The following is a 22591-nucleotide window of genomic DNA, read 5'->3' as shown; positions in this document are numbered from 1 at the left end:
GACGTAAAAAAAGCGGACACAAGGCCCGCCTTTTTGGTTGAGCTAGGCTCGAATTTTACAGCATAGCCTTCAACAGCTTGGCCATTTCGGACGGGTTCTTGGTGACCTTGAAGCCGCACTCTTCCATGATGGCAAGCTTGGCATCAGCCGTGTCAGCACCACCGGAAATGAGGGCGCCAGCATGGCCCATGCGCTTGCCGGCCGGCGCGGTAACACCGGCGATGAAGCCAACCACCGGCTTCTTCATGTTTTCCTTGCACCACATGGCAGCTTCGGCTTCGTCCGGACCACCGATTTCGCCGATCATGATGACAGCGTCGGTATCCGGATCGTCGTTGAAAGCCTTCATGACGTCGATGTGCTTCAGACCGTTGATCGGGTCACCACCAATACCGACGGCAGACGACTGGCCCAGACCGATTTCGGTCAGTTGGCCAACGGCTTCGTAGGTCAGGGTGCCGGAGCGCGAAACCACGCCGATGCGACCCTTGCGGTGGATGTGACCCGGCATGATGCCGATCTTCACTTCTTCCGGGGTGATCAGGCCAGGGCAGTTCGGGCCGAGCAGCAGGGTCTTCTTGCCGCCAGCGGCTTCCTTGGCCTTCATCTTGTTGCGCAGGATCAGCATGTCGCGGACCGGGATGCCTTCGGTGATGCAGATGGCCAGATCGAGGTCGGCTTCAACAGCTTCCCAGATCGCAGCAGCAGCACCCGGGGGCGGCACGTAGATCACGGAAACGGTGGCGCCGGTTTCGGCGGCAGCTTCCTTGACCGAAGCGTAGATAGGAATGTTGAAGATGGACTCGCCGGCCTTCTTCGGATTCACGCCGGCAACAAAGCATTCCTTGCCGTTTGCGTATTCCTGGCACTTTTCCGTATGGAACTGACCGGTCTTGCCGGTGATGCCCTGGGTAATGATACGGGTGTTCTTATTGATGAAGATGGACATTCAATAGCTCCTTACTTGACCGCAGCGACGATCTTGGTGGCGGCTTCGGCCATGGAATCGGCAGAAATGATAGGCAGACCGGAATCCTTGAGGATCTGCTTGCCCATGTCTTCGTTGGTGCCCTTCATGCGGACGACCAGCGGCACGGACAGATTGACTTCCTTGGCAGCGGCAACAACGCCGGCAGCAATGGTGTCGCACTTCATGATGCCACCGAAGATATTGACCAGGATGCCCTTGACCTTGGTGTTCTTGAGCATGATCTTGAAGGCTTCGGTCACCTTTTCGGTCGTGGCACCGCCACCGACGTCGAGGAAGTTGGCCGGCTCGGCGCCGAACAGCTTGATGGTGTCCATCGTGGCCATGGCCAGACCGGCACCGTTCACCAGACAGCCGATATTGCCGTCGAGGGAGATGTAGGCCAGATCGAACTTGGAAGCTTCGATTTCGTCGGCATCTTCTTCGTCCAGGTCGCGCATGGCGACGATTTCCGGCTGGCGATACAGGGCGTTGGAGTCGAAGTTGAACTTGGCGTCAATTGCCTTGACGGTGCCGTCGCCTTCGTGGATCAGCGGATTGATTTCGGCCAGCGAAGCATCGGTTTCCATGTAGCAGGTGTAGAGCTTCTTCAGCGTGTCGATACACTGCGGAATGGAGGCTTCCAGCATGCCCATGCCCTTGGCCAGTTCCAGGCCCTGCTCGTCGGTCAGGCCGACCAGCGGATTGACGAAGACCTTGACGATCTTTTCCGGGGTATTGTGGGCAACTTCTTCGATGTCCATGCCGCCTTCGTAGGAGGCCATGATGGCGACGGACTGCGTGGCGCGATCGGTCAGCGCTGCAACGTAGTACTCGTGCTGGATGTCAGCGCCTTCTTCGATCAGCAGGTGACGAACCTTCTGGCCTTCCGGACCGGTCTGGTGCGTGACCAACTGCATGCCGAGGATCTGGCTGGCGTATTCGCGCACTTTTTCCAGGGAGGTTGCGACCTTGACGCCGCCGCCCTTGCCACGGCCACCGGCGTGAATCTGGGCTTTGACGACCCAAACCTTGCCGCCCAGGGTTTCTGCTGCCTTGACCGCGTCATCGACGGTCGTGCAGTGAATCCCGCGCGGAACCGTAACGCCGAATTTTTTCAGGAGTTGTTTGCCCTGATATTCGTGAATTTTCATGCGCTTTCCTTGCGTTTAGTTGAGTTGCGAGCAATGAGCAGTGGCCGAGTTTCCCCCTGACCCCGCCCGGTTATACCGTCTTGGACCCAAAATATTACCACATACGGCAAAAATCATTGCGCGCCAAAATTCATAATTACGGCGCCGATTCCGTGCCTCGAACCGCCTGCCACAACAACGGTCCGAGCAAGGCCGCTGCACATACCAGACTGGCCACCGAGCCGAGCCAGAATCCGTCGATGCCAAGCGGGGACTGAGCGCGATAACACAGCCACCAACCGCCCCACAGGCCGACGCCCCAGAAACAGAAGGTCTGGATCAGCATCGGTACGAAAGTCACCCGGTAGGCGCGCAGAACATGGCCGGCAACCGTCTGCAGGGCATCAAAAAACTGATAGAGCGCGATGTAGGCAACCAGGCTCATCGCCACCGCCCGGACACCAGGATCATCCGTGTAGGCCGCCACCAGCGGCACAGCCGCAAGCCAGAGCAGCACACCAAGCAGAGTCGACAAGCCGGCGGCCAGTAGCAGACCGGCACCGATCACGGCGTGCGCCCGCGGCCAGTCACGCGCGCCGACCGCCTGCCCGACCGCGGACAGCGTCGCAATCGCCAGCGACAGGGGAAGCATGTAACAAAGCGCGGCCAGATTGGCGACGATACGATGACCGGCCACCACCTCCGCCCCCAGAGGCGCGACAAACAGGGCAATCAGCGTAAACGCCGTGATCTCCACCAGATTGGAAAAACCCATCGGCAGACCAAGGCGCAGCAATTCCCGCCATGTTTTCCCGTCCGGCATTTTCCAGTCGGAGAACGGGCGGTAACGCGCCCCCAGCGGCCCGTAGGCGAGATATGCGGCGGCTGCCAGACAGGCCACCCAGGCAATCACGATATTGGACAAGGCGCAACCGGCAACCCCCTGCGCCCCACCCAGCCAGCCCTGCATGGCAAACCCCCAAGCCAGGATGGCGTGCAGGGGCAAGGCGGCCAGCCCGATCACCATCAGCACCCGCGGCCGGCCCAATGCATTGCAGAAGGCATAGAAAGTTCGATAGCAAAGCGAAGCCGGCAGACTCCAGGCAAGCAGGGCAAGATACAACCTGACCTTGCTTTCGACCGCCGCCTCCATCCCGGCCATGCCGAGTACCACACCGGGATGGGTCAGAAAAAGCACACCCGGCACACTCAGCAGCAAGGCCAGCCAGAATCCCTGCTGCAGAACGCCGGCGACCTCCCCGTCGCGCCGTGCGCCGTGCAGGTGGGCAACCAGCGGCGCCACCGCCTGCAGGATGCCGACCAGCGCGAACACCACTGAAATATGGATACCGCCACCAATGGCCACTGCCGCCAGATCGAGCGGACTGACATGACCGAGCACGACGGTATCGACCACCATCATGCCAATGGAGGAAAGCTGGGCGATCAGGATCGGGAAGGCATGGGCAAGAAGCCCGCGGGCGGCGGCGAGAAGCATGGTGGGAATTGTCGCATGCGACATTTGCCGGCCAGCGGTCGACCGGCAAAAACATGCCGAATTGATCTGGCTCAAGCGCTGTTTCCGGCCGGCAAACGAAAATTCGGGGCTGAGGAGGAGTTACATAATGAATAAAGGCCTGCACGCCATAGAAACCGCCAGCCGCGACGAGATCGTGGCACTCCAGACAGAACGTCTCAAATGGACACTGCAGCACGCCTACGCCAATGTGCCGCACTACAAGGCAAAGTTCGATGCCGCCGGCGTCCATCCGGATGATTTCCAACAGTTGTCCGACATCGCCAGATTTCCGTTCACCACCAAACAGGACCTGCGCGACAACTACCCCTACGGGATGTTTGCCGTGCCGCGCCAGGACGTCGTGCGCATCCATGCCTCGAGCGGCACGACCGGCAAGCCGACCGTCGTCGGTTATACGCAGAAGGACATCGACACCTGGGCTGACTTGATCGCCCGTTCGATCTACGCTTCCGGCGGGCGCAGGGGCGACATCGTGCATGTCGCCTACGGCTACGGCCTGTTCACCGGCGGCCTGGGCGCCCACTACGGCGCCGAAAAGCTCGGCTGCACGGTGATCCCGATGTCGGGCGGGCAGACCGAAAAGCAGGTGCAGCTGATCTGCGATTTCAAGCCGAACATCATCATGGTGACGCCGTCCTACATGCTCAATATCGCCGACGAGTTCCGCCGCCAGGGCATCGATCCGCGCAGCACCGAACTGCGTATCGGCATCCACGGCGCCGAACCGTGGACCGACGCCATGCGCGGCGAAATCGAAAAGGCCTTCGATATCGACGCGATCGACATTTACGGCCTGTCCGAAGTCATCGGTCCGGGCGTCGCCAACGAGTGCGCCGAGACCAAGGATGGCCCGGTGATCTGGGAAGACCACTTCTACGCCGAAATCATCGACCCGCTGACCGGCGAAGTCCTGCCCGATGGCAGCGAAGGCGAACTGGTGTTCACTTCGCTGACCAAGGAAGCGATGCCGGTCATCCGCTATCGCACCCGCGACCTGACCCGCCTGCTGCCGCCAACCGCCCGCTCGATGCGCCGCATCGGCAAGATCACCGGCCGTTCGGACGACATGCTGATCATCCGCGGCGTCAATGTCTTCCCGTCGCAGATCGAGGAGCTGATCCTCAAACAGCCCAAGCTGTCGCCGCACTACGTGCTGGAAGTCACCCGCGATGGCCACCTCGACTCGATGAAGGTGAATGTCGAACTGAAGCCGGAATTCGAGTTTGCCAGCGGCCCGGAAAAGGAATTCGTGGCGCACGACCTGCAGCATCACATCAAGTCCTACATCGGCATTTCCGCCAAGATCGACGTGGTCGAGATTGGCGGCATCGAGCGCTCGGTCGGCAAGGCCAGGCGCGTCATCGACAAGCGGCCGAAATAGGCGGCAAGCTGAAAAACGGCGGCAGATGGCCGCCGTTTTCCATTTCACTCAGACGATGCGCGCCTGCAGGCTCGCCACGCCATCAACGCCAGCCGCCAGCACATCGCCCGGCAACAAGGGGCCAACGCCAGCCGGCGTACCGGTATAGATCAGGTCGCCGGCCGCCAGACACACCGACTGCGACAGATTGGCAATGATGTCCGCCACCTTCCACATCATCGAGGCCAGGTCGCCGTCCTGCCGGACTTGCCCGTTGACCGTCAGCCAGATCCGCCCACTGTCGGGATGGCCGCACTGCGCAACCGGCTGGATCACGCTGATCACCGCCGACTGGTCGAAACCCTTGCCCATGTCCCAGGGATGGCCTTTCTCCTTGGCGCGCGCCTGCAGATCGCGGCGGGTCAGATCAAGGCCGACGGCGTAGCCGAAAATCAGCTCTTTTGCCGCGTCGACCGCTAGGTTGGCCCCACCGGCACGCAATGCGACAACCAGTTCGACCTCGTGGTGCAGATTGGCGGTTTGCGGCGGATAGGCCACTGCCAGTTCACCGTCACCACCGACAAGCGCATCACCCGGCTTCATGAAAAAGAACGGCGGCTCGCGCCCGTCGGCCTGATCGATCGCGCCCATTTCGCGCGCATGCTCGGCGTAATTGCGCCCGACACAAAACACGCGGCGCACCGGAAACAACTGATCACTACCCGCAACCGGCAAAGCCGAATTGGCGACCGGAGGAAAGACAAATGGCATAAAAATTCACCCTGAACGAAAAAGCAGCTGAGAAGTGTGCAATATTTCACCCTTCTGTCGCCAGTACAATGCCGGAATGGAATCAACGAGAACAAAAGGCCGCCCGGCTCAAGCCAAGCGAGCCCGCCCGCCCCTGATACGCGGCATCATGCTCGCCAGCACCTTGCTGAGCGGCACGGCCGGCGCCGCCGGCCTGGGCGAGATCAACCTGCACTCGCGTATTGGCGAAGAATTGCTGGCGGAAATTCCGCTCACCGGCAACGCCAGGGACATCAACGATGCCGCCTGTTTCACGCTGACCGCCATTCCCGGTGCCGACCTGCCGGTCATCACCAATGCCCGCATTCGCCTGGTGCAGAACAGGAATGGCACACACCTGCTGCTCATCGGCAGCAAGCCGCTCGCCGAACCGGTCTTCAGCATCAACCTGAGAGCCGGTTGCGGCATTGATTTGCAGCGCACTTATGTCCTGATGCCGGAAGCACCGCTACCGGGAGCGATGTTGGTCGACAACGCCCCCCGCCTCAGCGCACCGCCGCCAGCATTCACACCGGCCCGGCCGCCCGCCGGCAAGACAAACCCGCCGCCCAGCCCGGGCAAACAGGCCAAAGCCGGCGCCCCCGGCAAGTCGCCGGAACGACGCCTTGCCACCAATTCGACACCGCCCCGAGCCCAGGCAATCCGCGAAAGTGCGCCGCGCGCCACCGCAGCCACGCCGAGTACGGGCGACCGCCTGGTGCTGAGCGCGGCACCGGTCGACTTCGGTACAACCGACAATCCGCCGGCGGCCGGCAACCCCGGCTCCGAACTGGAACAACGCGTACTCAGGATGGAAACTTCGCTGAGCACGCTCAACCAGGAAATGGATGCCCTGCATACTTCGCTGACCCTGAGCACCGAAATGCTCGCCGCCAAGCATGAGCTGCAACTGGCGCAAAGCCTGCAGCAGCCGGCCATCACGAGCAGCGCACCGGCCCCGGTGGCGGCCCGCAAGGGATCCGGCAACAACTGGCTGCAACTCCTGCTCAGCACGCTGGTCGGCGGTCTGGTCGCCGCCGGGGCGGCGCATTTCGTCAGCCGCCGGCAGACGGCACGGGCTGCCCGCTAGACCGGATTGTCGATATCGACGAAACGGCAGTCGAGAGCGAACTTTTCGCTCAGATGCGCCGCCAGTGCCTGCACCCCGAAACGCTCGGTCGCATGGTGGCCGCAAGCCAGATAGGCGACGCCGCTTTCCCTCGCCAGATGCACAGTCTGCTCGGAAATCTCGCCGGAAACATAGGCATCGACACCCTGCGCAATCGCCTGCTCGAAATAGCCCTGCGCACCGCCTGAACACCAGGCAATCCGCCGAATCGGCCGCGCCGGGTCGCCGATCAGCAAGGGCTGACGACCCAGCAGGTTTTCCAGCTTGACGGCCAGCGCGCCGGCATTGTCCGTAGCGGTCGACTGCCCCAGCCAGGCAATTTCCTGCTCGCCGAAGCGCCCCTCCGGCTGCCAGCCCATGCGACTCGCCAGTTGGGCGTTATTGCCGAGCAGCGGATGGGCATCGAGCGGCAGATGGTAGGCCAGCAGATTGATGTCGTGATTGAGCAAGGTCCCCAGCCGGCGTTTGCGTATGCCGGTGATACGCCCATCCTCGCCTTTCCAGAAATAGCCGTGGTGCACCAAAATGGCATCGGCAGCGCAGTCGACCGCTGCATCGAGCAGCGCCTGACTGGCCGTCACCCCGGCCACAATACGCCGGACCAGCGGGCGTCCTTCCACTTGCAGGCCATTTGGGCAATAATCCCGGAACTTGGCGGGCTCAAGCAATCCATCCAGATATTCCACCAGCGCTTCACATTTCACGATACGGTCTTTCATGCAGAGGTTGTGGCTGATTTTTGCACAAACGGTGACTGTTGCGGTCGCCATTCTGTTCGTCGTCACCACCCTGAAACCCGAGTGGCTGCCCCATCGCGGCGGCGTCGTCGCCCTCCAGGAAGCGCCCGCCATTGCCGGCGAAGAAGCGCGCACCCCGGGTTCCTACCGTGATGCCGCGCGCTCGGCCCTGCCCTCCGTCGTGCATATCTACACGACACAGGAAATCAAGGCACAACGCCATCCGCTATTCGACGACCCGATCTTCCGCCACTTCTTCGGCGACCGCCCGGAAGGCCAGCCGCAACGCAACTCCGGTCTTGGCTCGGGCGTCATCGTCAGTGCCAATGGCTATGTCCTGACTAATTACCACGTCATCGAAGCGGCTGACGACATCCAGGTTTCACTGAACGACGGGCGCACGCTCAAGGCCAAGGTCATCGGCAGCGACCCCGAGTCCGACCTCGCCATCCTGCAGATCAAGGCCGACAAGCTGCCGGCCATCACCTTCGGCCAGATGGACAACCTGCGCGTCGGCGATGTCGTGCTCGCCATCGGCAATCCCTTCGGTGTGGGCCAGACGGTGACCATGGGCATCGTCTCGGCGCTCGGCCGCTCGCACCTTGGCATCAACACCTTCGAGAACTTCATCCAGACCGATGCGGCAATCAACCCCGGCAATTCGGGCGGTGCCCTGGTCGATATCTACGGCAACCTGGTCGGCATCAACACGGCAATCTACTCGCGCACCGGCGGTTCGCTCGGCATCGGCTTCGCCATCCCGGTGTCCAGCATCAAGAGCATCATGGAACAGATCATCCAGAACGGCGGCGTGACGCGCGGCTGGATCGGCGTCGAAGCCCAGGAAATCACCGCCGAACTCGCCGAATCCTTTGGCCTGCCCGACACCGAAGGCGCACTGATCGCCGGCGTCGTACGCAGCAGCCCGGCCGACAGCGCCGGTATCCGCCCCGGCGACGTCCTGCTCGCAGTCGCCGGCAAACCGGTCAAGGATCCGCAGGTCATGCTCGACCTGATCGCCGCGCTCAAACCGGACGAGCGCACGCCCTTCCGCCTGCGTCGCGACAAGAACATTCTCGAAGTCCAGGTCAAGATCGGCAAACGCCCGGCCATGCGTGCTTCCCAGGAGTAAGCCATGTGCCAGCTGCTGGGCATGAATGCCAACGTCCCGACCGACATCTGTTTTTCGTTTACCGGCTTCCAGGCCCGCGGCGGCGCCACCGACGTGCATTCCGACGGCTGGGGCATCGCCTTTTTTGAAGGCCGGGGCACGCGGCTGTTTCTCGACCCGAATCCCTCCTGCACCTCACCGGTGGCCGAACTGGTTCGCCAGTATCCGATCAAGTCGACGAACGTCATCGCCCATATCCGCAAGGCCACCCAGGGGGCCATCGGCCTCGAGAACACGCATCCGTTCCGGCGTGAACTGTGGGGGCAATACTGGATCTTTGCCCATAACGGCAATCTGCTGGATTTCGCGCCCGAACTGGATGGCAACTTTCTCCCGGTCGGCCTGACCGACAGCGAGCGCGCCTTCTGCTGGCTGCTACAGCAATTGCGCCAGCGCTTCGGCAGCCATTGCCCGGCGCATGCCGAATTGTTTGCGGCCTTGCACGCACTGACTCTTGAGCTTGCCCGCCACGGCGAGTTCAATTTCCTGCTCTCGAACGGCGACTGGCTGTTTGCGCACGCTTCGACCCGGCTCAGCTACATCGTGCGCCAGGCGCCCTTCGCTGAAGCCCATCTGAACGATCAGGACGTGACGGTCGACTTCCGCGCCCTGACCAATTTCCACGACCGGGTCGCCGTCATCGCCACGCAGCCGCTGACCGACAACGAGCGCTGGCAGGAAATGCCGCCCGGCACCCTGTGGTGGTTGCCGAGGGCGATGTCGTGGAAAGGCGGGAAACCATGCCCGGCCCCGTCAAGAAGGCCGGCTGACTACTTTTCCAGGTTGCGGAAAGCGGCTTCGGCGGCATCCATTTCGGCCTCGGCGGCAGCGTCGACCGCTACCGGGTTCGGCTTCGAAACCAGATGCGAGGCAAGAATGCCCAACTCGTAGAGCAGGCACATCGGAATCGCCAGAGCCAGTTGCGACACTACGTCGGGCGGCGTCACCACGGCAGCGACGACAAATGCACCGACGATGAAGTAGGAGCGCCATTCCTTGAGCTTCTCAACCGTCACCACGCCGAGCTTGACCAGCACGACGAGCGCCACCGGCACTTCGAAAGCCAGGCCGAAGGCGAGGAACATGGTCATCACGAAAGACAGGTAGGCTTCGATATCCGGCGCCGGCGTGATGCTCTTCGGGGCGAAACCGGCAATGAAATGAAAAACCTGGCCAAACACGAAGTAGTAGCAGAAGGCCATGCCGAGCATGAACAGGAAGGTGCTGGAAATGATCAGCGGAATGCCCAGGCGTTTTTCATGGTCGTACAGACCGGGCGCGATGAAGGCCCAGGCCTGGTAGAGGATGAACGGCAGGGCAAGCACGAAGGCGACCATGGCAGTCACCTTGAGCGGCACCATGAACGGCGTGATGACGCCGATCGCAACCATCTTGGTTCCTTCCGGCAGGGCACTCGTCAGCGGCGCCGCCAGGAAATCGTAGATATCGCCGGGACCGGGATAGAAACAAAGGACGCCAAGCACCACGGCGACGGCGATCAGGCTGCGCAGCAGGCGATCGCGCAACTCGACCAGATGCGAAATGAAAGACTCTTCCGGGCTATCGCTCATGCTGCGGTTTTTTCCGGCGGGGTAACGACAGGCGGGGTGGCAACAGGCGACTCTTGCACGGCAGCCTGGGCAGTAGCCTCAAGCTCGGCAACCGCCGACTGAGCCTCCTGGAACGGCGAGGTCAGTGTGCTCTGGGCCGCGTCAAACTCGCTGCGCACCGAGCTTTCCAGCGTACGGGCCGACTCGGCAACCTGCGACTGCAGCTTTTTCAGCTCGTCGAGCTGCATCTCGCGGCTGATGTCGGATTTGACATCATTGACGTAGCGCTGCGCCCGCCCGAGCAAAAGGCCGAGCGTACGCGCCACCTTGGGCAGGCGCTCGGGACCGATGACGACCAGCGCCACGATGGCGATGACGATGAGTTCAGAAAAGCCGATATCGAACATAGATTCCTGGGATCGAGGATTCAGGATCGCGGATCGAGCAACATATTCACTCGATCCTCAATCCTGACAACTGGCTCCTAGCCCTTGGTCTTTTCCTTGACTTCGACGTCGATGGTCTGGCCGCTGACCTGCTGCGTCGCCTGCTCTTCAGCCGGCTTGTTGTCAGCGGTAGCTTCCTTCATGCCATCCTTGAAGCCCTTGACGGCGCCACCGAGATCCTGACCGACGTTACGCAATTTCTTGGTACCGAAAACCAGCATGACGATGACCAGAACGATCAACCAGTGCCAAATGGAAAAACTGCCCATGACTTTCTCCTAGATACGTTTCAGCATCGGACCGACCGGGTCCGGACCGCCGACGATATGTGCGTGCAGATGCGGCACTTCCTGCTGCCCCACACGACCGGTGTTGATGATGACACGGAAGCCATCCGGGCTTCCTTGGGCGACGGCAATTTCGTTGGCCTTGGCGAGAATCTTGCCAAGCACCAGCGTATCCTCGGGCGTGGCCGTGGCCAGCGAGGTGATGTGCTTTTTCGGGATGACCAGCACGTGGACCGGTCGGGCCGGATTGATGTCGTTGAAGGCGAGGATGTCTTCGTCCTCGAACACCTTCTTCGCCGGAATCTGGCCCGCCACGATCTTGCAGAAGATGCAGTCGCTCACTTGGCGCCCCGTGCCGCCTTTTCGTCGATACCGGAAATGCCTTCACGCCGGCGCATTTCCTGGGAAACGTCCTCGATGCTCAAGCCGTAGAAGGCGAGCAGGACGAGCACGTGATAGATCACGTCGGTCGATTCCCAGACGATGTTCAGACGCTTGCCATCCTTGCCGGCCATGATCAGCTCGGCGCACTCTTCACCGATCTTCTTCAGGATCGAATCCGGGCCTTCGGAGAACAGCTTGGCGGTATAGGATTTTTCCGGGTCGGCGTTGCGACGGGAAGCCAGCGTCTCGGAGAGACGATGCAGGATGTCATGCGTGCTCATTTTGCGTAGATTTCCTTAGGGTCTTTCAAAACCGGATCGACGGGAACCCATCGTTCCGCCTGTAATTCATTGAAGAAGCAGCTTACCCGTCCTGTATGACAGGAAATGTTACCGACCTGTACAATCGACAGCAGCAGCACATCGCCGTCGCAATCGGTACGAATCGACTTCACCTTCTGGAAGAAGCCCGACTCTTCACCCTTGCGCCACAGGCGCTGGCGCGAACGCGACCAGTATACCGCGTTGCCGGAACTGACCGTTTCCTGCAACGACTCGCGATTCATGAAGGCAAACATCACGACGCGCCCGTTCTCGTCCTGGGCAATCGCCGGAATCATGCCGTCGGCGTCCCACTTGAGCGCCTCCAGCCAGGGCAGACTGTTGTCGAGATCGCTCACAGGCGAACCTCGATGCCGCGGCTGGCCATGTATTCCTTGGCCTGGCGGACCGTGTATTCACCGAAATGGAAGATGGAAGCAGCGAGCACGGCATCAGCCCGGCCTTCGGTGACGCCGTCGGCGAGATGCTGCAGATTGCCGACCCCGCCCGAGGCGATCACCGGAATCTTCACGGCATCGGAAACGGCGCGGGTCAGCGCCAGATCGAAACCGTTCTTGGTGCCGTCGCGATCCATGCTGGTCAGCAGGATTTCGCCGGCGCCGAGCATTTCGACCCGTTTTGCCCAGTCGACCGCATCGAGGCCGGTATTGTTGCGGCCGCCATGCGTAAACACCTGCCACTGACCCGGTGCCGTCTGCTTGGCATCGATCGCCACGACGATGCATTGCGAACCGACCTTGCTCGACGCATTGAAGACGAGATCCGGATCATTGACCGCGGCCGTGTTCATCGAGACCTTGTCGGCCCCGGCGTTGAGCAGGCGGCGCACATCCTCAACCTTGCGCACGCCGCCACCGACGGTGAGCGGAATGAAAACCTGCTCGGCGCAGGCTTCGATGATGTGCAAAATGATGTCGCGCTGGTCGCTGGACGCCGTGATATCGAGGAAAGTCACCTCGTCGGCGCCCTGCTCGTCGTAACGGCGGGCAATCTCGATCGGATCGCCGGCATCGCGCAGGTCGACGAAATTGGTCCCCTTGACGACCCGGCCGGCCGTGACATCAAGACAGGGAATGATGCGTTTGGCCAGCATCAGGCGCCCAGCTCGTCGGCCAGCGCCTGCGCGGCCTTGAAGTCGAGGGAGCCGTCGTACACGGCGCGCCCGGCGATGGTACCGACCACGCCTTCCTTTTCGACAGCGCACAGCGCCTTGATGTCGTCGAGGTTGGACAGGCCGCCGGATGCGATGACCGGAATGGTCAGCGCCTGGGCAAGACGCACGGTGGCTTCGATATTGAGGCCGGAAAGCATGCCGTCGCGACCGATGTCGGTATAGATGATGGACTCGACGCCGTAATCCTCGTACTTCTTGCCGAGGTCGACGACATCATGGCCGGTCAGCTTCGACCAGCCATCGGTCGCCACCTTGCCGTCCTTGGCGTCAAGACCGACGATGATGTGACCGGGGAAGGCAACGCAGGCATCGTGCAGGAAGCCGGGATTCTTGACCGCAGCGGTACCGATGATGACGTAGCTCAGGCCGGCATCGAGGCAACGCTCGATGGTGTCGAGATCGCGGATGCCGCCGCCCAGCTGGACCGGAATTTCGTCGCCGACTTCAGCCAGGATGGCCTTGATCGCCACCTGGTTCTTCGGCTTGCCGGCAAAGGCACCATCCAGGTCGACCAGATGCAAACGACGGGCGCCCTGCTCCAGCCAGTGCCGGGCCTGTTCGGCAGGGCTGTCGGAGAAGACGGTGGCCTGTTCCATCAGGCCTTGCTTGAGACGGACACATTGGCCGTCCTTCAGGTCAATCGCGGGAATAATCAGCATGGGATATCAGAAGAAGGGGAAGGCAACAGGAGGCGTCTCAGGGACGCCACTCAACAAAGTTTTGCAGTAGCTGCAGGCCGTCGCGGGCGCTTTTCTCGGGGTGGAACTGAACCGCGAAGATATTATCCCGGCCCACCGCACAGGTAAAGGGGACGCCATAGTCGCAGGTGCCCATCACCAGCGCCGGATCGGCGGGTTCGACGAAATAGCTGTGCACGAAATAAAAGCGTGCGCCATCGGCGATGCCACGCCACAGCGCGTGCGGTGTCTGGCGCACCTCGTTCCAGCCCATGTGCGGCACCTTCAGGCGCTCGCCGCTCGGCAGGTACATTTTTTCGTCGGGGAAACGTTTGACATTGCCCGGGAACACGCCCAGCGCCGGCACATTGCCCTCGTCGCTGTGTTCGAAAAGCATCTGCTCGCCGACACAGATGCCGAGGAACGGCTTGTCCCTGGCGGCAGCCAGCACGGCAGCGCGCAGGCCGCGGTCATCCAGTTCGCGCATGCAGTCGGGCATCGCGCCCTGACCGGGGAACACGACCCGCTCGGCAGCCGCCACAACCGCCGGATCGGCAGTCACGACAACCGGCTTGCCGCCGGCAACATGCTCCAGTGCCTTCGACACGGAACGCAGATTGCCCATGCCGTAGTCGATGACGGCGATGCTCACAGCGAACCCTTCGTCGACGGCATGGCACCGGCCATGCGCTCGTCAGGCGTCACCGCCATGCGCAAGGCGCGACCGAAGGCCTTGAAGATGGTCTCGGCCTGGTGGTGGGCATTCTTGCCGCGCAGGTTGTCGATGTGCAGCGTCATGCCGGCGTGGTTGACCAAGCCGTGGAAGAATTCGGAAACCAGATCGACGTCGAACTGGCCGATCACGGCGCGCGTGAATTCGCAGTTCAGCTCCAGTCCCGGCCGACCGGACAGGTCGATGACGACGCGCGACAGTGCTTCGTCGAGCGGCACGTAGCTGTGGCCGTAACGGGTCAGGCCTTTCTTGTCGCCCCAAGCCCTGGCCAGCGCCTGACCGAGCGTGATGCCGATATCCTCGACCGTGTGGTGCGCATCAATGTGCAAGTCGCCCTTAGCCACGATGTCGAGATCGATCAGCCCGTGCCGGGCGATCTGGTCGAGCATGTGATCGAGAAAGGGAACGCCGGTGGCGAATTTGCCCTGACCGGTGCCATCGAGATCGAGACGCACGGTGATCTGCGTCTCCAGGGTATTGCGTGTGATTTCGGCTTGCCGCATGGGTAAAGGCTGCAAAAGGCATTTGATCGGAGGGCCATGATACCATTTCGGCCTACTTTTAAGCTTTCCGTGAAAACCCCATGAGCCGCTTCTGGAGCCAGGTCGTCAATGACCTTACCCCCTACGTCCCGGGCGAACAGCCCAAGATCGCCAACCTGATCAAGCTCAACACCAACGAAAACCCCTATCCGCCCTCCCCGCGGGCACTGGCGGCGATCCAGGCCGAGCTTGGCGACGATGCGGCGCGCCTGCGCCTCTACCCGGACCCGAACGCCGACCTGCTCAAGAACGCCATCGCCCGCACGCATGCGGTGACGGCCCGCCAGGTGTTCGTCGGCAACAGCTCGGACGAAGTGCTGGCCCATGTCTTCATGGCGCTGCTCAAGCACGAGCAGCCCATCCTGTTTCCGGACATTACCTACAGCTTCTACCCGGTGTATTGCGGCCTGTACGGCATCGCTTACCAGACCGTGCCGCTCGCTGACGATTTCAGCATCAATCCGGCCGATTACACCGGTCGACCGAACGGCGGCATCATTTTTCCCAACCCGAATGCGCCGACCGGCCGCCTGCTGCCGCTTGCTGCCATCGAGCAGATTCTCGTCGCCAATCCGGATTCGGTGGTCGTCGTTGATGAGGCCTATATCGACTTCGGTGGAAAATCGGCCATTTCCCTGGTCGACCGCTACGACAACCTGCTGGTCACCCACACGCTGTCGAAATCGCGTTCGCTGGCCGGCCTGCGCGTCGGTTTCGCGATCGGCCACCCGACACTGATCGAGGCGCTGGAGCGGGTCAAGAACAGCTTCAACTCCTACCCGCTCGACCGCCTGGCCATCGTCGGCGCCGTCGCCGCGATGGAAGACAGCGCCTGGTTCGAAGAATGCTGCACCAAGGTGATCGCGACGCGCGACACGCTGAGCGCGGAACTGGGCGAACTCGGTTTCGAGGTTCTGCCGTCCGCCGCCAATTTCATTTTTGCCCGCCACCCGCAGCACGACGCCGCCGAACTGGCCAAGTCACTGCGCGAGCGCAGCATCATCGTCCGCCACTTCAAGTTGCCGCGCATCGACCAGTTCCTGCGCATCAGCATCGGCACCGACGCCGAATGCCAGGCCCTGACCACGGCCCTGCGCGAGATCCTCGGCTGAAGCCCATGGAACCCATCTGGAAACGCCCGGACGGCAGCATCGTCGCCTGCACCGAGAAAATCAAGGTGCTGCGCGAGAACCTCGAAGAACTGCGCCAGATGGCGCAGGACGCCTTTGAGGATGCGCTGCTGATGGAATGCGAGGAAGGCCAGATCCGCGCCGTCTTCCAGGAAGTCATCGCCGGGCTGCACAACCCTTACCAGCAGTCCTAGCGGTCGACTGCCGTCCGGCAGGCAAAATCAGACGAGGCCAGCCAGGCCGAGCGCCGCGCCGATGCCGATGAACCACAGCGGATGCAGCTTGCTGCGCAGACTGGCAAACAGCGTCGCGCCAAGCAGCAACCAGGCCGGCCAGCCGAAACCCGCCGCCTGCGCGATCAGCGTTGCGCCGGAGAAGATCAGGCCGACCGCAAGCGGCGCCACACCAAGGCTGATCGCCTTTTGCCAGCGCTTGCCGGCGAAGCTTTCCCAGCGGTCGATCAGCAGATAAATCAGCACGCTCATCGGCGCGCACATCGCCAGCGTCGTCGCCAGCGCCCCGGCCAGACCCGCGATTTTCCAACCGATCAAGGTGACGACCAGCACGTTCGGCCCCGGCGCCGCCTGGGCGATGGCGTACAAATGCGTAAAGGTGGTGTCGTCGAGCCAGTGATGCTGCTCGACCACGACGCGGTGCATCTCGGGCAGCAAGGCCGTCGCGCCGCCGAAGGCGACGCCGGAGAGCAAGGCAAACTCGAGGAAGAGTTCGAGGACGAGGCTCATTTCTTACCCAGCCGCCACCAGGCGATGCCACCGGACAGCACCAGACCGCCGAGCATGACCAGCGGCATCGGCCAGCGCAGAAAAGCGATGGCGCCAACGGTCAACAGCGCAAAAGGCAGGAAAAAGACTTTTTCCTTGATCGCCGCCGCCATGCGCCAGGCCATGGCAAAGAGCAGGCCGCAACCGACCGCCGCAATGCCGCGCAACATCGCCTGCGCCTGCGGCAGATTGCCGTAACGGTCGTAGATCATGGCCAGCAACAGCACAATGGCAAACGGCCCGGCCAGCAGACCGAGCGGCGCGACGATGGCACCGGCCAGACCGCCGTAACGCTTGCCGACCACCACCGCCAGATTGACCACGTTCGGCCCCGGCAGGAACTGGCAGAGACCAAGCTGGGCGTTGAATTCCTCGGCCGTCATCCACTGCTTTTCCTCGACCAGCATGCGGCGCGCAAAGGGCAGCACACCGCCAAAGCCGGACAGGCCGACCGCGGAAAAGCCGAAAAAAAGCGCCCGGAGGTCCGGGCGCTTGGGCATCGATTCAGTCGCAGCGGTCAACGGCTTTTCCGGCTCAGTTTTCCAGCCGGAACTCGGCCGACTTGGCGTGCGCCGGCAAGCCTTCACCCTGCGCCAGCGTCGACGCGATGCGCCCCAGCGTCTGCGCGCCGGCCTGCGACACCTTGATCAGGCTGGTCCGCTTCTGGAAGTCGTAGACACCGAGCGGCGACGAGAAACGCGCACTGCCGGAAGTCGGCAACACGTGATTCGGGCCGGCACAGTAATCGCCGAGCGACTCGGAGGTGTAGTGACCGATGAAGATGGCGCCGGCGTGGTGGATCTTGCTGACCCACGGATCGGGCTCGGCCAGCGCCAGTTCGAGATGTTCCGGCGCGACGCGGTTGGCGATGGCAATCGCCTCTTCCAGATCGCGCACCAGGATGAAGGCGCCGCGATTGGTCAGCGAGGTTTCGATCGTCTCGCGACGCGGCATGGTCGGCAGCAGCTTTTCGATGCTGGCCTGCACCTGCTCGATGAAATCCGCGTCGGTACAGATCAGGATGGATTGCGCCAGCTCGTCGTGCTCGGCCTGCGAGAACAGGTCCATCGCCACCCAGTCCGGATTGCCCGAACCATCGGCGACCACGAGAATTTCCGACGGTCCGGCCACCATGTCGATGCCGACGATGCCGAACACCCGGCGCTTGGCCGTGGCGACATAGGCATTGCCCGGCCCGACGATTTTGTCGACCTGCGGCACGCTCTGCGTGCCGTAGGCGAGCGCCCCGACCGCCTGCGCCCCGCCCATCGTGAACACGCGGTCAACGCCGGCCAGACAGGCCGCCGCCAATACCAGCGCATTCTTTTCGCCGCCCGGCGTCGGCACGACCATGATCAGTTCCTTGACGCCGGCCACCTTGGCCGGAATCGCGTTCATCAGCACGGAAGAGGGATAGGCCGCCTTGCCGCCCGGCACGTAGAGACCGACGCGGTCAAGCGGCGTGATCATCTGGCCGAGCATGGTGCCGTCGGCTTCGGTGTAGGACCAGCCTTCGAGCTTCTGCTTCTCGTGATAGACGCGCACGCGCTGCGCGGCCGCTTCGAGCGCCGCACGCTGCTCGGCCGGCAAGCCGTCGAGCGCCGTCTGCATTTCTGCCTTGGACAGTTCAAGGTCAGCCATGCCGCCTGCGCTCAGGCGATCGAAACGATTGGTGTATTCGACCACCGCCGCATCGCCGCGCGCCTTGACGTCGGCGAGGATGCCGGCGACGGTGCGCTCGATGCCCTCATCGGACGCCGCCTCGAAGGCGAGCAGCGCGTTCATTTTTGCCGTGAAATCGGCGTCGACCGTTGAAAGACGCTTGATGGCGACCATAGGGATTATTTCTCCACCGCCTGTGCGAAGGCGTCGATAATCGGTTGCAGGGTTTCGCGCTTGACCTTGAGGGAAGCCTGATTGACCACCAGACGGCTGGAAATGTCCATGATGTGCTCACAGGCCACCAGCTTGTTGGCCTTCAGCGTGCCACCGGTCGACACCAGGTCGACGATGGCATCGGCCAGACCGGCCAGCGGCGCCAGCTCCATCGAGCCGTACAGCTTGATCAGATCGATATGGACGCCCTTGCTGGCGAAATGTTCCCGCGCCGTCTGCGTGTATTTGCTGGCGACCTTGAGGCGGTTGCCCTGGCGCACGGCATTGGCATAGTCGAAACCTTCGGGCACGGCAACCATCATCCGGCACTTGGCGATCTTGAGATCGAGCGGCGAGTAGAGGCCTTCACCGCCATGCTCGATCAGCACGTCCTTGCCGGCCACGCCGAGATCGGCGGCGCCGTATTGCACGTAGGTCGGCACATCGGTCGCGCGCACGATGACGACACGAACCTCGGGACGATTGGTCCCGATGATCAGCTTGCGCGAGGTTTCCGGGTTTTCGGTGGGAACGATCCCTGCCGCTGCCAGCAAAGGCAGGGTTTCGTCGAAAATGCGGCCCTTGGACAGGGCAATGGTGATGGTCGTCACGGGGAATCTTGCTCGATTGGCGAAACCGCTATTTTAGCAGAGCCGGCAAATCCCCGAGACGCCAGGGCACTTCAGATCGTGCTTATTGGTGACGTGCAGCGTAAGCCACGGCAGAACGCTCGTCCTTGTGACGGAAGCTGATGCGCGCCTTGGTCAGATCGTAGGGCGACATTTCCAGCGTCACACGATCGCCGGCCAGAATACGGATGCGGTGCTTGCGCATCTTGCCCGAGACATAGGCGACAACTTCGACACCGTTTTCCAGCGTGACGCGGAAACGGGTATCCGGCAAGACCATGGCGACAACGCCCGGCAGTTCAATGATTTCTTCTTTAGCCATGCAATGATTCTCCTGCACGGGCTACGACACAGCCAATGCGATATTTCTGGAAACAAAAAAGCCCGGCGGACGCCGGGCTTTTGTCGAAGCTTGCGCTTTCGCCTGACTTATTCAGCAGGGCGAATGTTGGCAGCTTGCTTGCCCTTCGGGCCGGTGACGATGTCGAACGTCACTTTTTGGTTTTCGGCCAGGGTCTTGAAGCCGTTGCCTTGAATGGCAGAGAAGTGAGCGAAGAGATCTTCGCCGCCTTCAGACGGGGAAATAAAACCAAAACCTTTGGAGTCGTTGAACCACTTGACGGTACCAGTTGCCATGAATAGCTTCCTTGGAAAAAACAGTAGAACAGGCCGGCTAAACACAAGCCCGAGAAAAATACGAGAATCAAGACCGAGGAGCTGACAAACCGAAAAGCAGGTAACGAATAAACGCTACTAGCCGGGTACGGCGTAGGCACAAAACACTGCCTGGAAATCCCGAAGCCCGCAGTATGCCCTCTTCAATCGGTAATGCAAAGACATTTTTACGTCGCCCGGAGGGCGACCGGTGAAAAGCATCCGATTCAACGAATAAACAACACACCGGGCAGGGTTAAATCCCGCCCGGCCTTGTCGCACAATGCTTAGTGGACGCGCTTGACCTGCGCCCCGAGGCGCGCCAGCTTTTCCTCGATCCGCTCGTAACCGCGATCGAGATGGTAAATCCGGTCGATCAGCGTCTCGCCCTGGGCCACCAGGGCAGCAATCACCAGCGAGGCCGAAGCACGCAGATCGGTGGCCATGACCGTTGCACCTTCCAGACGGTTGACGCCACGCACGATGGCATTATTGCCTTCGATCTGGATGTCGGCCCCCAGGCGCATCAGCTCGCTGACATGCATGAAACGGTTTTCGAAAATGGTTTCGCGAATCGTCGCAACGCCTTCGGCGACGCAATTGATCGCCATGAACTGCGCCTGCATGTCGGTCGGGAAAGCCGGGTACGGCGCCGTACGCAGGCTGACCGCCTTGAGGCGCTTCGGTGCGACGAGACGGATCGCATCGCGCTCGACGGTGATGTCGCAACCGGCATCCATCAGCTTGTCGACCACGGTATCAAGGTAGGCCGCCGAGGTCTTGAGCAGACGAACATCGCCACCTGTCGCAGCCGCCGCACACAGGTAGGTACCGGTCTCGATGCGGTCAGGCATGATGGCATGCGTTGCGCCATGCAGCTTCTCCACACCCTGAATACGGATGACGTCGGTGCCGGCGCCGGAAATACGTGCCCCCATGCTGACCAGGCAGTTGGCCAGATCGACCACTTCCGGTTCACGCGCGGCATTTTCGATGATCGTTTCGCCTTCAGCCAGACAGGCAGCCATCATCAGGTTCTCGGTACCGGTCACGGTCACCATGTCGGTACAGATGCGAGCGCCCTTCAGACGCGAAGCCTTGGCATGCACGTAGCCCTGCTCGACCTTGATCTCGGCACCCATCGCCTGCAGCCCCTTGATGTGCTGATCGACCGGACGCGCGCCGATGGCACAGCCACCGGGCAGCGAGACCCGCGCCTCGCCGCAGCGCGCAACGAGCGGGCCGAGTACAAGGATAGACGCACGCATGGTCTTGACCATCTCGTAGGAAGCCACGGGATTGTTCAGGCCGCCACCATTGAGCTCCAGACCATCAACCCCGTCGATGGTCACACCGACGCCCATGTCACCCAGCAGGCGCAGCATCGTCGAGATGTCGTTGAGATGCGGCACATTGGTAAAATGGACGGGATCGGAGGTCAGCAGCGAAGCGCAGAGAATAGGCAGCGCCGCATTCTTGGCACCTGAAATCGAGATTTCGCCGGAAAGGGCATTGCCGCCCTGAATCAATAACTTATCCACGCTGGGCGCTCCATTCTTCCGGGGTCAGGGTTTTGAAGGAAAGGGCATGCAACTCCCCGGTCGCGAGCTTTTCCTTGAGGGTTTGATAGACACGTTGCTGCCGCTGAACGCGGTTCTTCCCGATGAACTCGGCACTGACCACGAGCGCCTCGAAATGCTGGCCATCGCCGTCGAGCGAAAGATGATCGCAGGACATGCCGGCGAGAATGAGTTCCTTGATTTGATCGGGATGCATGGGTTCAGGCTCTTAGTTTCCAGCCACGCTTGAGCAGATTGAGCGTCAACAGCGACACTCCTGCAAAGCAGGCAAAGACGACAGCCAGGCTGATTTCGGGCGCCACGTCGGAGACGCCGAAAAAGCCATAGCGGAAGCCGTCTATCATGTAAAAAACGGGATTGTAATGCGACAGGCGTTGCCAAAACGTCGGCAACGAGTAAATCGAGTAGAAGACACCGGACAACATGGTCAGCGGCATGATCAGGAAGTTCTGGAAGGCAGCAAGCTGGTCGAATTTTTCCGACCAGATGCCGGCAATCATGCCGAGTGCGCCGAACATCGCACCGCCGCACAGGGCAAACGCAACGATCCAGAGCGGCGCCACCACCTGCAAATGGGTAAACCAGACTGTCGCCAGCAAGACCCCCGCCCCGACCATCAGGCCGCGCGCCACCGCAGCCAGAACATAGGCAGCGAAGAATGCACTGTAGGGAATCGGCGGCAGCAGCACGAAAATAATGGAGCCGGTGATCTTGGCCTGGATCAGACTGGATGACGAGTTGGCAAAGGCATTCTGCAGGACCTGCATCATCACCAGGCCGGGCACCAGGAAAGTCGTATAGCCAACACCGTGCACCTGCACATGCTCGTCGAGGACATGGCCGAAGATCAGCAGGTAGAGCAAGGCCGTGAGCACCGGTGCGCCGACCGTCTGAAAAGCAACCTTCCAGAAGCGCAGCAACTCCTTGTAGAACAGGGTCGAGAAACCGATCATTGATTCATCGCCTGCACAAAAACATCCT

Annotated in this window: 29 protein-coding genes and 1 pseudogene; 6 read left to right on the top strand and 24 right to left on the bottom strand. The window is 61.6% G+C overall.

Features of this window, described 5'->3' with window-relative positions:
* Positions 1–55 precede the first annotated feature (55 nt).
* The 3 genes from sucD to KI612_RS04010 all read right to left on the bottom strand — a co-directional run bounded on the left by sucD (position 56) and on the right by KI612_RS04010 (position 3598).
* Positions 56–949 carry a succinate--CoA ligase subunit alpha gene (sucD, locus tag KI612_RS04020; RefSeq protein WP_226442551.1) on the bottom strand — a complete coding sequence of 298 codons (894 nt, stop codon included), beginning with the start codon at positions 947–949 and terminating at the stop codon, positions 56–58.
* Between the two features lie 11 nt (positions 950–960).
* Positions 961–2121 (bottom strand): ADP-forming succinate--CoA ligase subunit beta, encoded by a 1161-nt coding sequence (gene sucC / locus KI612_RS04015; RefSeq protein ID WP_226442550.1) that lies wholly within the window; start codon positions 2119–2121, stop codon positions 961–963.
* 136 nt (positions 2122–2257) lie between these two features.
* Positions 2258–3598 carry an MATE family efflux transporter gene (locus KI612_RS04010; protein ID WP_226442549.1) on the bottom strand — a complete coding sequence of 447 codons (1341 nt, stop codon included), beginning with the start codon at positions 3596–3598 and terminating at the stop codon, positions 2258–2260.
* Positions 3599–3725: 127 nt separating this feature from the next.
* On the opposite strand from KI612_RS04010, the gene paaK reads away from it, so the two are divergent.
* Positions 3726–5021, top strand: a complete 1296-nt coding sequence (gene paaK, locus KI612_RS04005; RefSeq protein ID WP_226442548.1) for a phenylacetate--CoA ligase PaaK — start codon at positions 3726–3728, stop codon at positions 5019–5021.
* A gap of 48 nt (positions 5022–5069) precedes the next feature.
* Here paaK and KI612_RS04000 read toward each other — a convergent pair whose 3' ends face one another.
* Positions 5070–5771, bottom strand: a complete 702-nt coding sequence (locus KI612_RS04000) for a fumarylacetoacetate hydrolase family protein (protein WP_226442547.1) — start codon at positions 5769–5771, stop codon at positions 5070–5072.
* Positions 5772–5919: 148 nt separating this feature from the next.
* Between KI612_RS04000 and KI612_RS03995 the strand changes: the two genes are divergently transcribed.
* Entirely contained in the window at positions 5920–6879 is a 960-nt protein-coding gene (locus KI612_RS03995; protein ID WP_226442546.1) for a type IV pilus assembly protein FimV, read from the top strand.
* Here KI612_RS03995 and KI612_RS03990 read toward each other — a convergent pair.
* Entirely contained in the window at positions 6876–7622 is a 747-nt protein-coding gene (locus tag KI612_RS03990; RefSeq protein WP_404818092.1) for a Nif3-like dinuclear metal center hexameric protein, read from the bottom strand. The genes KI612_RS03995 and KI612_RS03990 overlap by 4 nt on opposite strands.
* A gap of 13 nt (positions 7623–7635) precedes the next feature.
* Here KI612_RS03990 and KI612_RS03985 point away from each other — a divergent pair, with 13 nt between their 5' ends.
* Together KI612_RS03985 and KI612_RS03980 are read left to right on the top strand one after the other, a co-directional pair.
* Positions 7636–8787, top strand: a complete 1152-nt coding sequence (locus KI612_RS03985; protein ID WP_226442544.1) for a Do family serine endopeptidase — start codon at positions 7636–7638, stop codon at positions 8785–8787.
* A gap of 3 nt (positions 8788–8790) precedes the next feature.
* A pseudogene (locus KI612_RS03980) lies at positions 8791–9525 on the top strand (class II glutamine amidotransferase); the annotation flags it as partial.
* A 71-nt stretch (positions 9526–9596) separates the two neighbouring features.
* Here KI612_RS03980 and tatC read toward each other — a convergent pair.
* The 10 genes from tatC to hisB all read right to left on the bottom strand — a co-directional run bounded on the left by tatC (position 9597) and on the right by hisB (position 14921).
* Positions 9597–10397, bottom strand: a complete 801-nt coding sequence (gene tatC, locus KI612_RS03975) for a twin-arginine translocase subunit TatC (protein ID WP_226442543.1) — start codon at positions 10395–10397, stop codon at positions 9597–9599.
* Positions 10394–10783 carry a Sec-independent protein translocase protein TatB gene (tatB, locus tag KI612_RS03970; protein ID WP_226442542.1) on the bottom strand — a complete coding sequence of 130 codons (390 nt, stop codon included), beginning with the start codon at positions 10781–10783 and terminating at the stop codon, positions 10394–10396. The genes tatC and tatB overlap by 4 nt, the downstream gene beginning before the upstream one ends.
* A 77-nt stretch (positions 10784–10860) precedes the next feature.
* On the bottom strand, positions 10861–11091 hold the full coding sequence (gene tatA, locus KI612_RS03965) for a Sec-independent protein translocase subunit TatA (protein ID WP_226442541.1): 231 nt from the start codon (positions 11089–11091) through the stop codon (positions 10861–10863).
* 9 nt (positions 11092–11100) lie between these two features.
* Positions 11101–11451 (bottom strand): histidine triad nucleotide-binding protein, encoded by a 351-nt coding sequence (locus KI612_RS03960; RefSeq protein ID WP_226442540.1) that lies wholly within the window; start codon positions 11449–11451, stop codon positions 11101–11103.
* On the bottom strand, positions 11448–11774 hold the full coding sequence (locus KI612_RS03955) for a phosphoribosyl-ATP diphosphatase (protein ID WP_226442539.1): 327 nt from the start codon (positions 11772–11774) through the stop codon (positions 11448–11450). The genes KI612_RS03960 and KI612_RS03955 overlap by 4 nt, the downstream gene beginning before the upstream one ends.
* A complete protein-coding gene (hisI, locus tag KI612_RS03950) occupies positions 11771–12172 on the bottom strand; it encodes a phosphoribosyl-AMP cyclohydrolase (protein WP_226442538.1) in 402 nt (133 codons plus the stop codon). The genes KI612_RS03955 and hisI overlap by 4 nt, the downstream gene beginning before the upstream one ends.
* Positions 12169–12927, bottom strand: coding sequence for an imidazole glycerol phosphate synthase subunit HisF (hisF, locus tag KI612_RS03945; protein ID WP_226442537.1), 759 nt, complete (start codon positions 12925–12927; stop codon positions 12169–12171). Before hisF ends, hisI begins: the two co-directional genes overlap by 4 nt.
* A complete protein-coding gene (hisA, locus tag KI612_RS03940) occupies positions 12927–13667 on the bottom strand; it encodes a 1-(5-phosphoribosyl)-5-[(5-phosphoribosylamino)methylideneamino]imidazole-4-carboxamide isomerase (RefSeq protein WP_226442536.1) in 741 nt (246 codons plus the stop codon). The genes hisF and hisA overlap by 1 nt, the downstream gene beginning before the upstream one ends.
* A 37-nt stretch (positions 13668–13704) precedes the next feature.
* Positions 13705–14310, bottom strand: a complete 606-nt coding sequence (hisH, locus tag KI612_RS03935) for an imidazole glycerol phosphate synthase subunit HisH (RefSeq protein ID WP_404818090.1) — start codon at positions 14308–14310, stop codon at positions 13705–13707.
* Between the two features lie 23 nt (positions 14311–14333).
* On the bottom strand, positions 14334–14921 hold the full coding sequence (gene hisB / locus KI612_RS03930) for an imidazoleglycerol-phosphate dehydratase HisB (protein WP_226442534.1): 588 nt from the start codon (positions 14919–14921) through the stop codon (positions 14334–14336).
* Between the two features lie 80 nt (positions 14922–15001).
* Here hisB and hisC point away from each other — a divergent pair, with 80 nt between their 5' ends.
* Positions 15002–16072: a histidinol-phosphate transaminase gene (gene hisC, locus KI612_RS03925; RefSeq protein ID WP_226442533.1), complete on the top strand. Its 1071-nt coding sequence runs from the start codon at positions 15002–15004 to the stop codon at positions 16070–16072.
* 5 nt (positions 16073–16077) lie between these two features.
* Positions 16078–16284, top strand: a complete 207-nt coding sequence (locus KI612_RS03920) for a hypothetical protein (RefSeq protein ID WP_226442532.1) — start codon at positions 16078–16080, stop codon at positions 16282–16284.
* A gap of 27 nt (positions 16285–16311) precedes the next feature.
* Here the strand turns inward: KI612_RS03920 and KI612_RS03915 are convergent, their stop codons facing one another.
* The 9 genes from KI612_RS03915 to KI612_RS03875 all read right to left on the bottom strand — a co-directional run bounded on the left by KI612_RS03915 (position 16312) and on the right by KI612_RS03875 (position 22563).
* A complete protein-coding gene (locus KI612_RS03915) occupies positions 16312–16833 on the bottom strand; it encodes a chromate transporter (RefSeq protein WP_226442531.1) in 522 nt (173 codons plus the stop codon).
* Positions 16830–17393 (bottom strand): chromate transporter, encoded by a 564-nt coding sequence (locus KI612_RS03910; RefSeq protein ID WP_226442530.1) that lies wholly within the window; start codon positions 17391–17393, stop codon positions 16830–16832. The genes KI612_RS03915 and KI612_RS03910 overlap by 4 nt, the downstream gene beginning before the upstream one ends.
* A gap of 13 nt (positions 17394–17406) precedes the next feature.
* Positions 17407–18708 (bottom strand): histidinol dehydrogenase, encoded by a 1302-nt coding sequence (gene hisD / locus KI612_RS03905; RefSeq protein WP_226442529.1) that lies wholly within the window; start codon positions 18706–18708, stop codon positions 17407–17409.
* A gap of 5 nt (positions 18709–18713) precedes the next feature.
* Positions 18714–19358: an ATP phosphoribosyltransferase gene (hisG, locus tag KI612_RS03900; RefSeq protein ID WP_226442528.1), complete on the bottom strand. Its 645-nt coding sequence runs from the start codon at positions 19356–19358 to the stop codon at positions 18714–18716.
* Between the two features lie 82 nt (positions 19359–19440).
* Positions 19441–19698 (bottom strand): translation initiation factor IF-1, encoded by a 258-nt coding sequence (gene infA / locus KI612_RS03895; protein ID WP_226442527.1) that lies wholly within the window; start codon positions 19696–19698, stop codon positions 19441–19443.
* A 107-nt stretch (positions 19699–19805) separates the two neighbouring features.
* Positions 19806–20012: a cold-shock protein gene (locus tag KI612_RS03890; protein ID WP_226442526.1), complete on the bottom strand. Its 207-nt coding sequence runs from the start codon at positions 20010–20012 to the stop codon at positions 19806–19808.
* Positions 20013–20317: 305 nt separating this feature from the next.
* Positions 20318–21571, bottom strand: coding sequence for a UDP-N-acetylglucosamine 1-carboxyvinyltransferase (gene murA / locus KI612_RS03885; RefSeq protein ID WP_226442525.1), 1254 nt, complete (start codon positions 21569–21571; stop codon positions 20318–20320).
* Positions 21564–21806: a BolA family protein gene (locus KI612_RS03880; RefSeq protein ID WP_226442524.1), complete on the bottom strand. Its 243-nt coding sequence runs from the start codon at positions 21804–21806 to the stop codon at positions 21564–21566. The genes murA and KI612_RS03880 overlap by 8 nt, the downstream gene beginning before the upstream one ends.
* Before the next feature lie 4 nt (positions 21807–21810).
* Entirely contained in the window at positions 21811–22563 is a 753-nt protein-coding gene (locus KI612_RS03875) for an ABC transporter permease (protein WP_226442523.1), read from the bottom strand.
* Positions 22564–22591 lie beyond the last annotated feature (28 nt).

The organism is Quatrionicoccus australiensis (genome assembly GCF_020510525.1).
In the GTDB taxonomy this organism is placed as follows: domain Bacteria; phylum Pseudomonadota; class Gammaproteobacteria; order Burkholderiales; family Rhodocyclaceae; genus Azonexus; species Azonexus australiensis_B.
The sequence above is the reverse complement of the archived record's forward strand: the minus strand, read 5'-3'. Positions and strand labels throughout refer to the sequence as shown.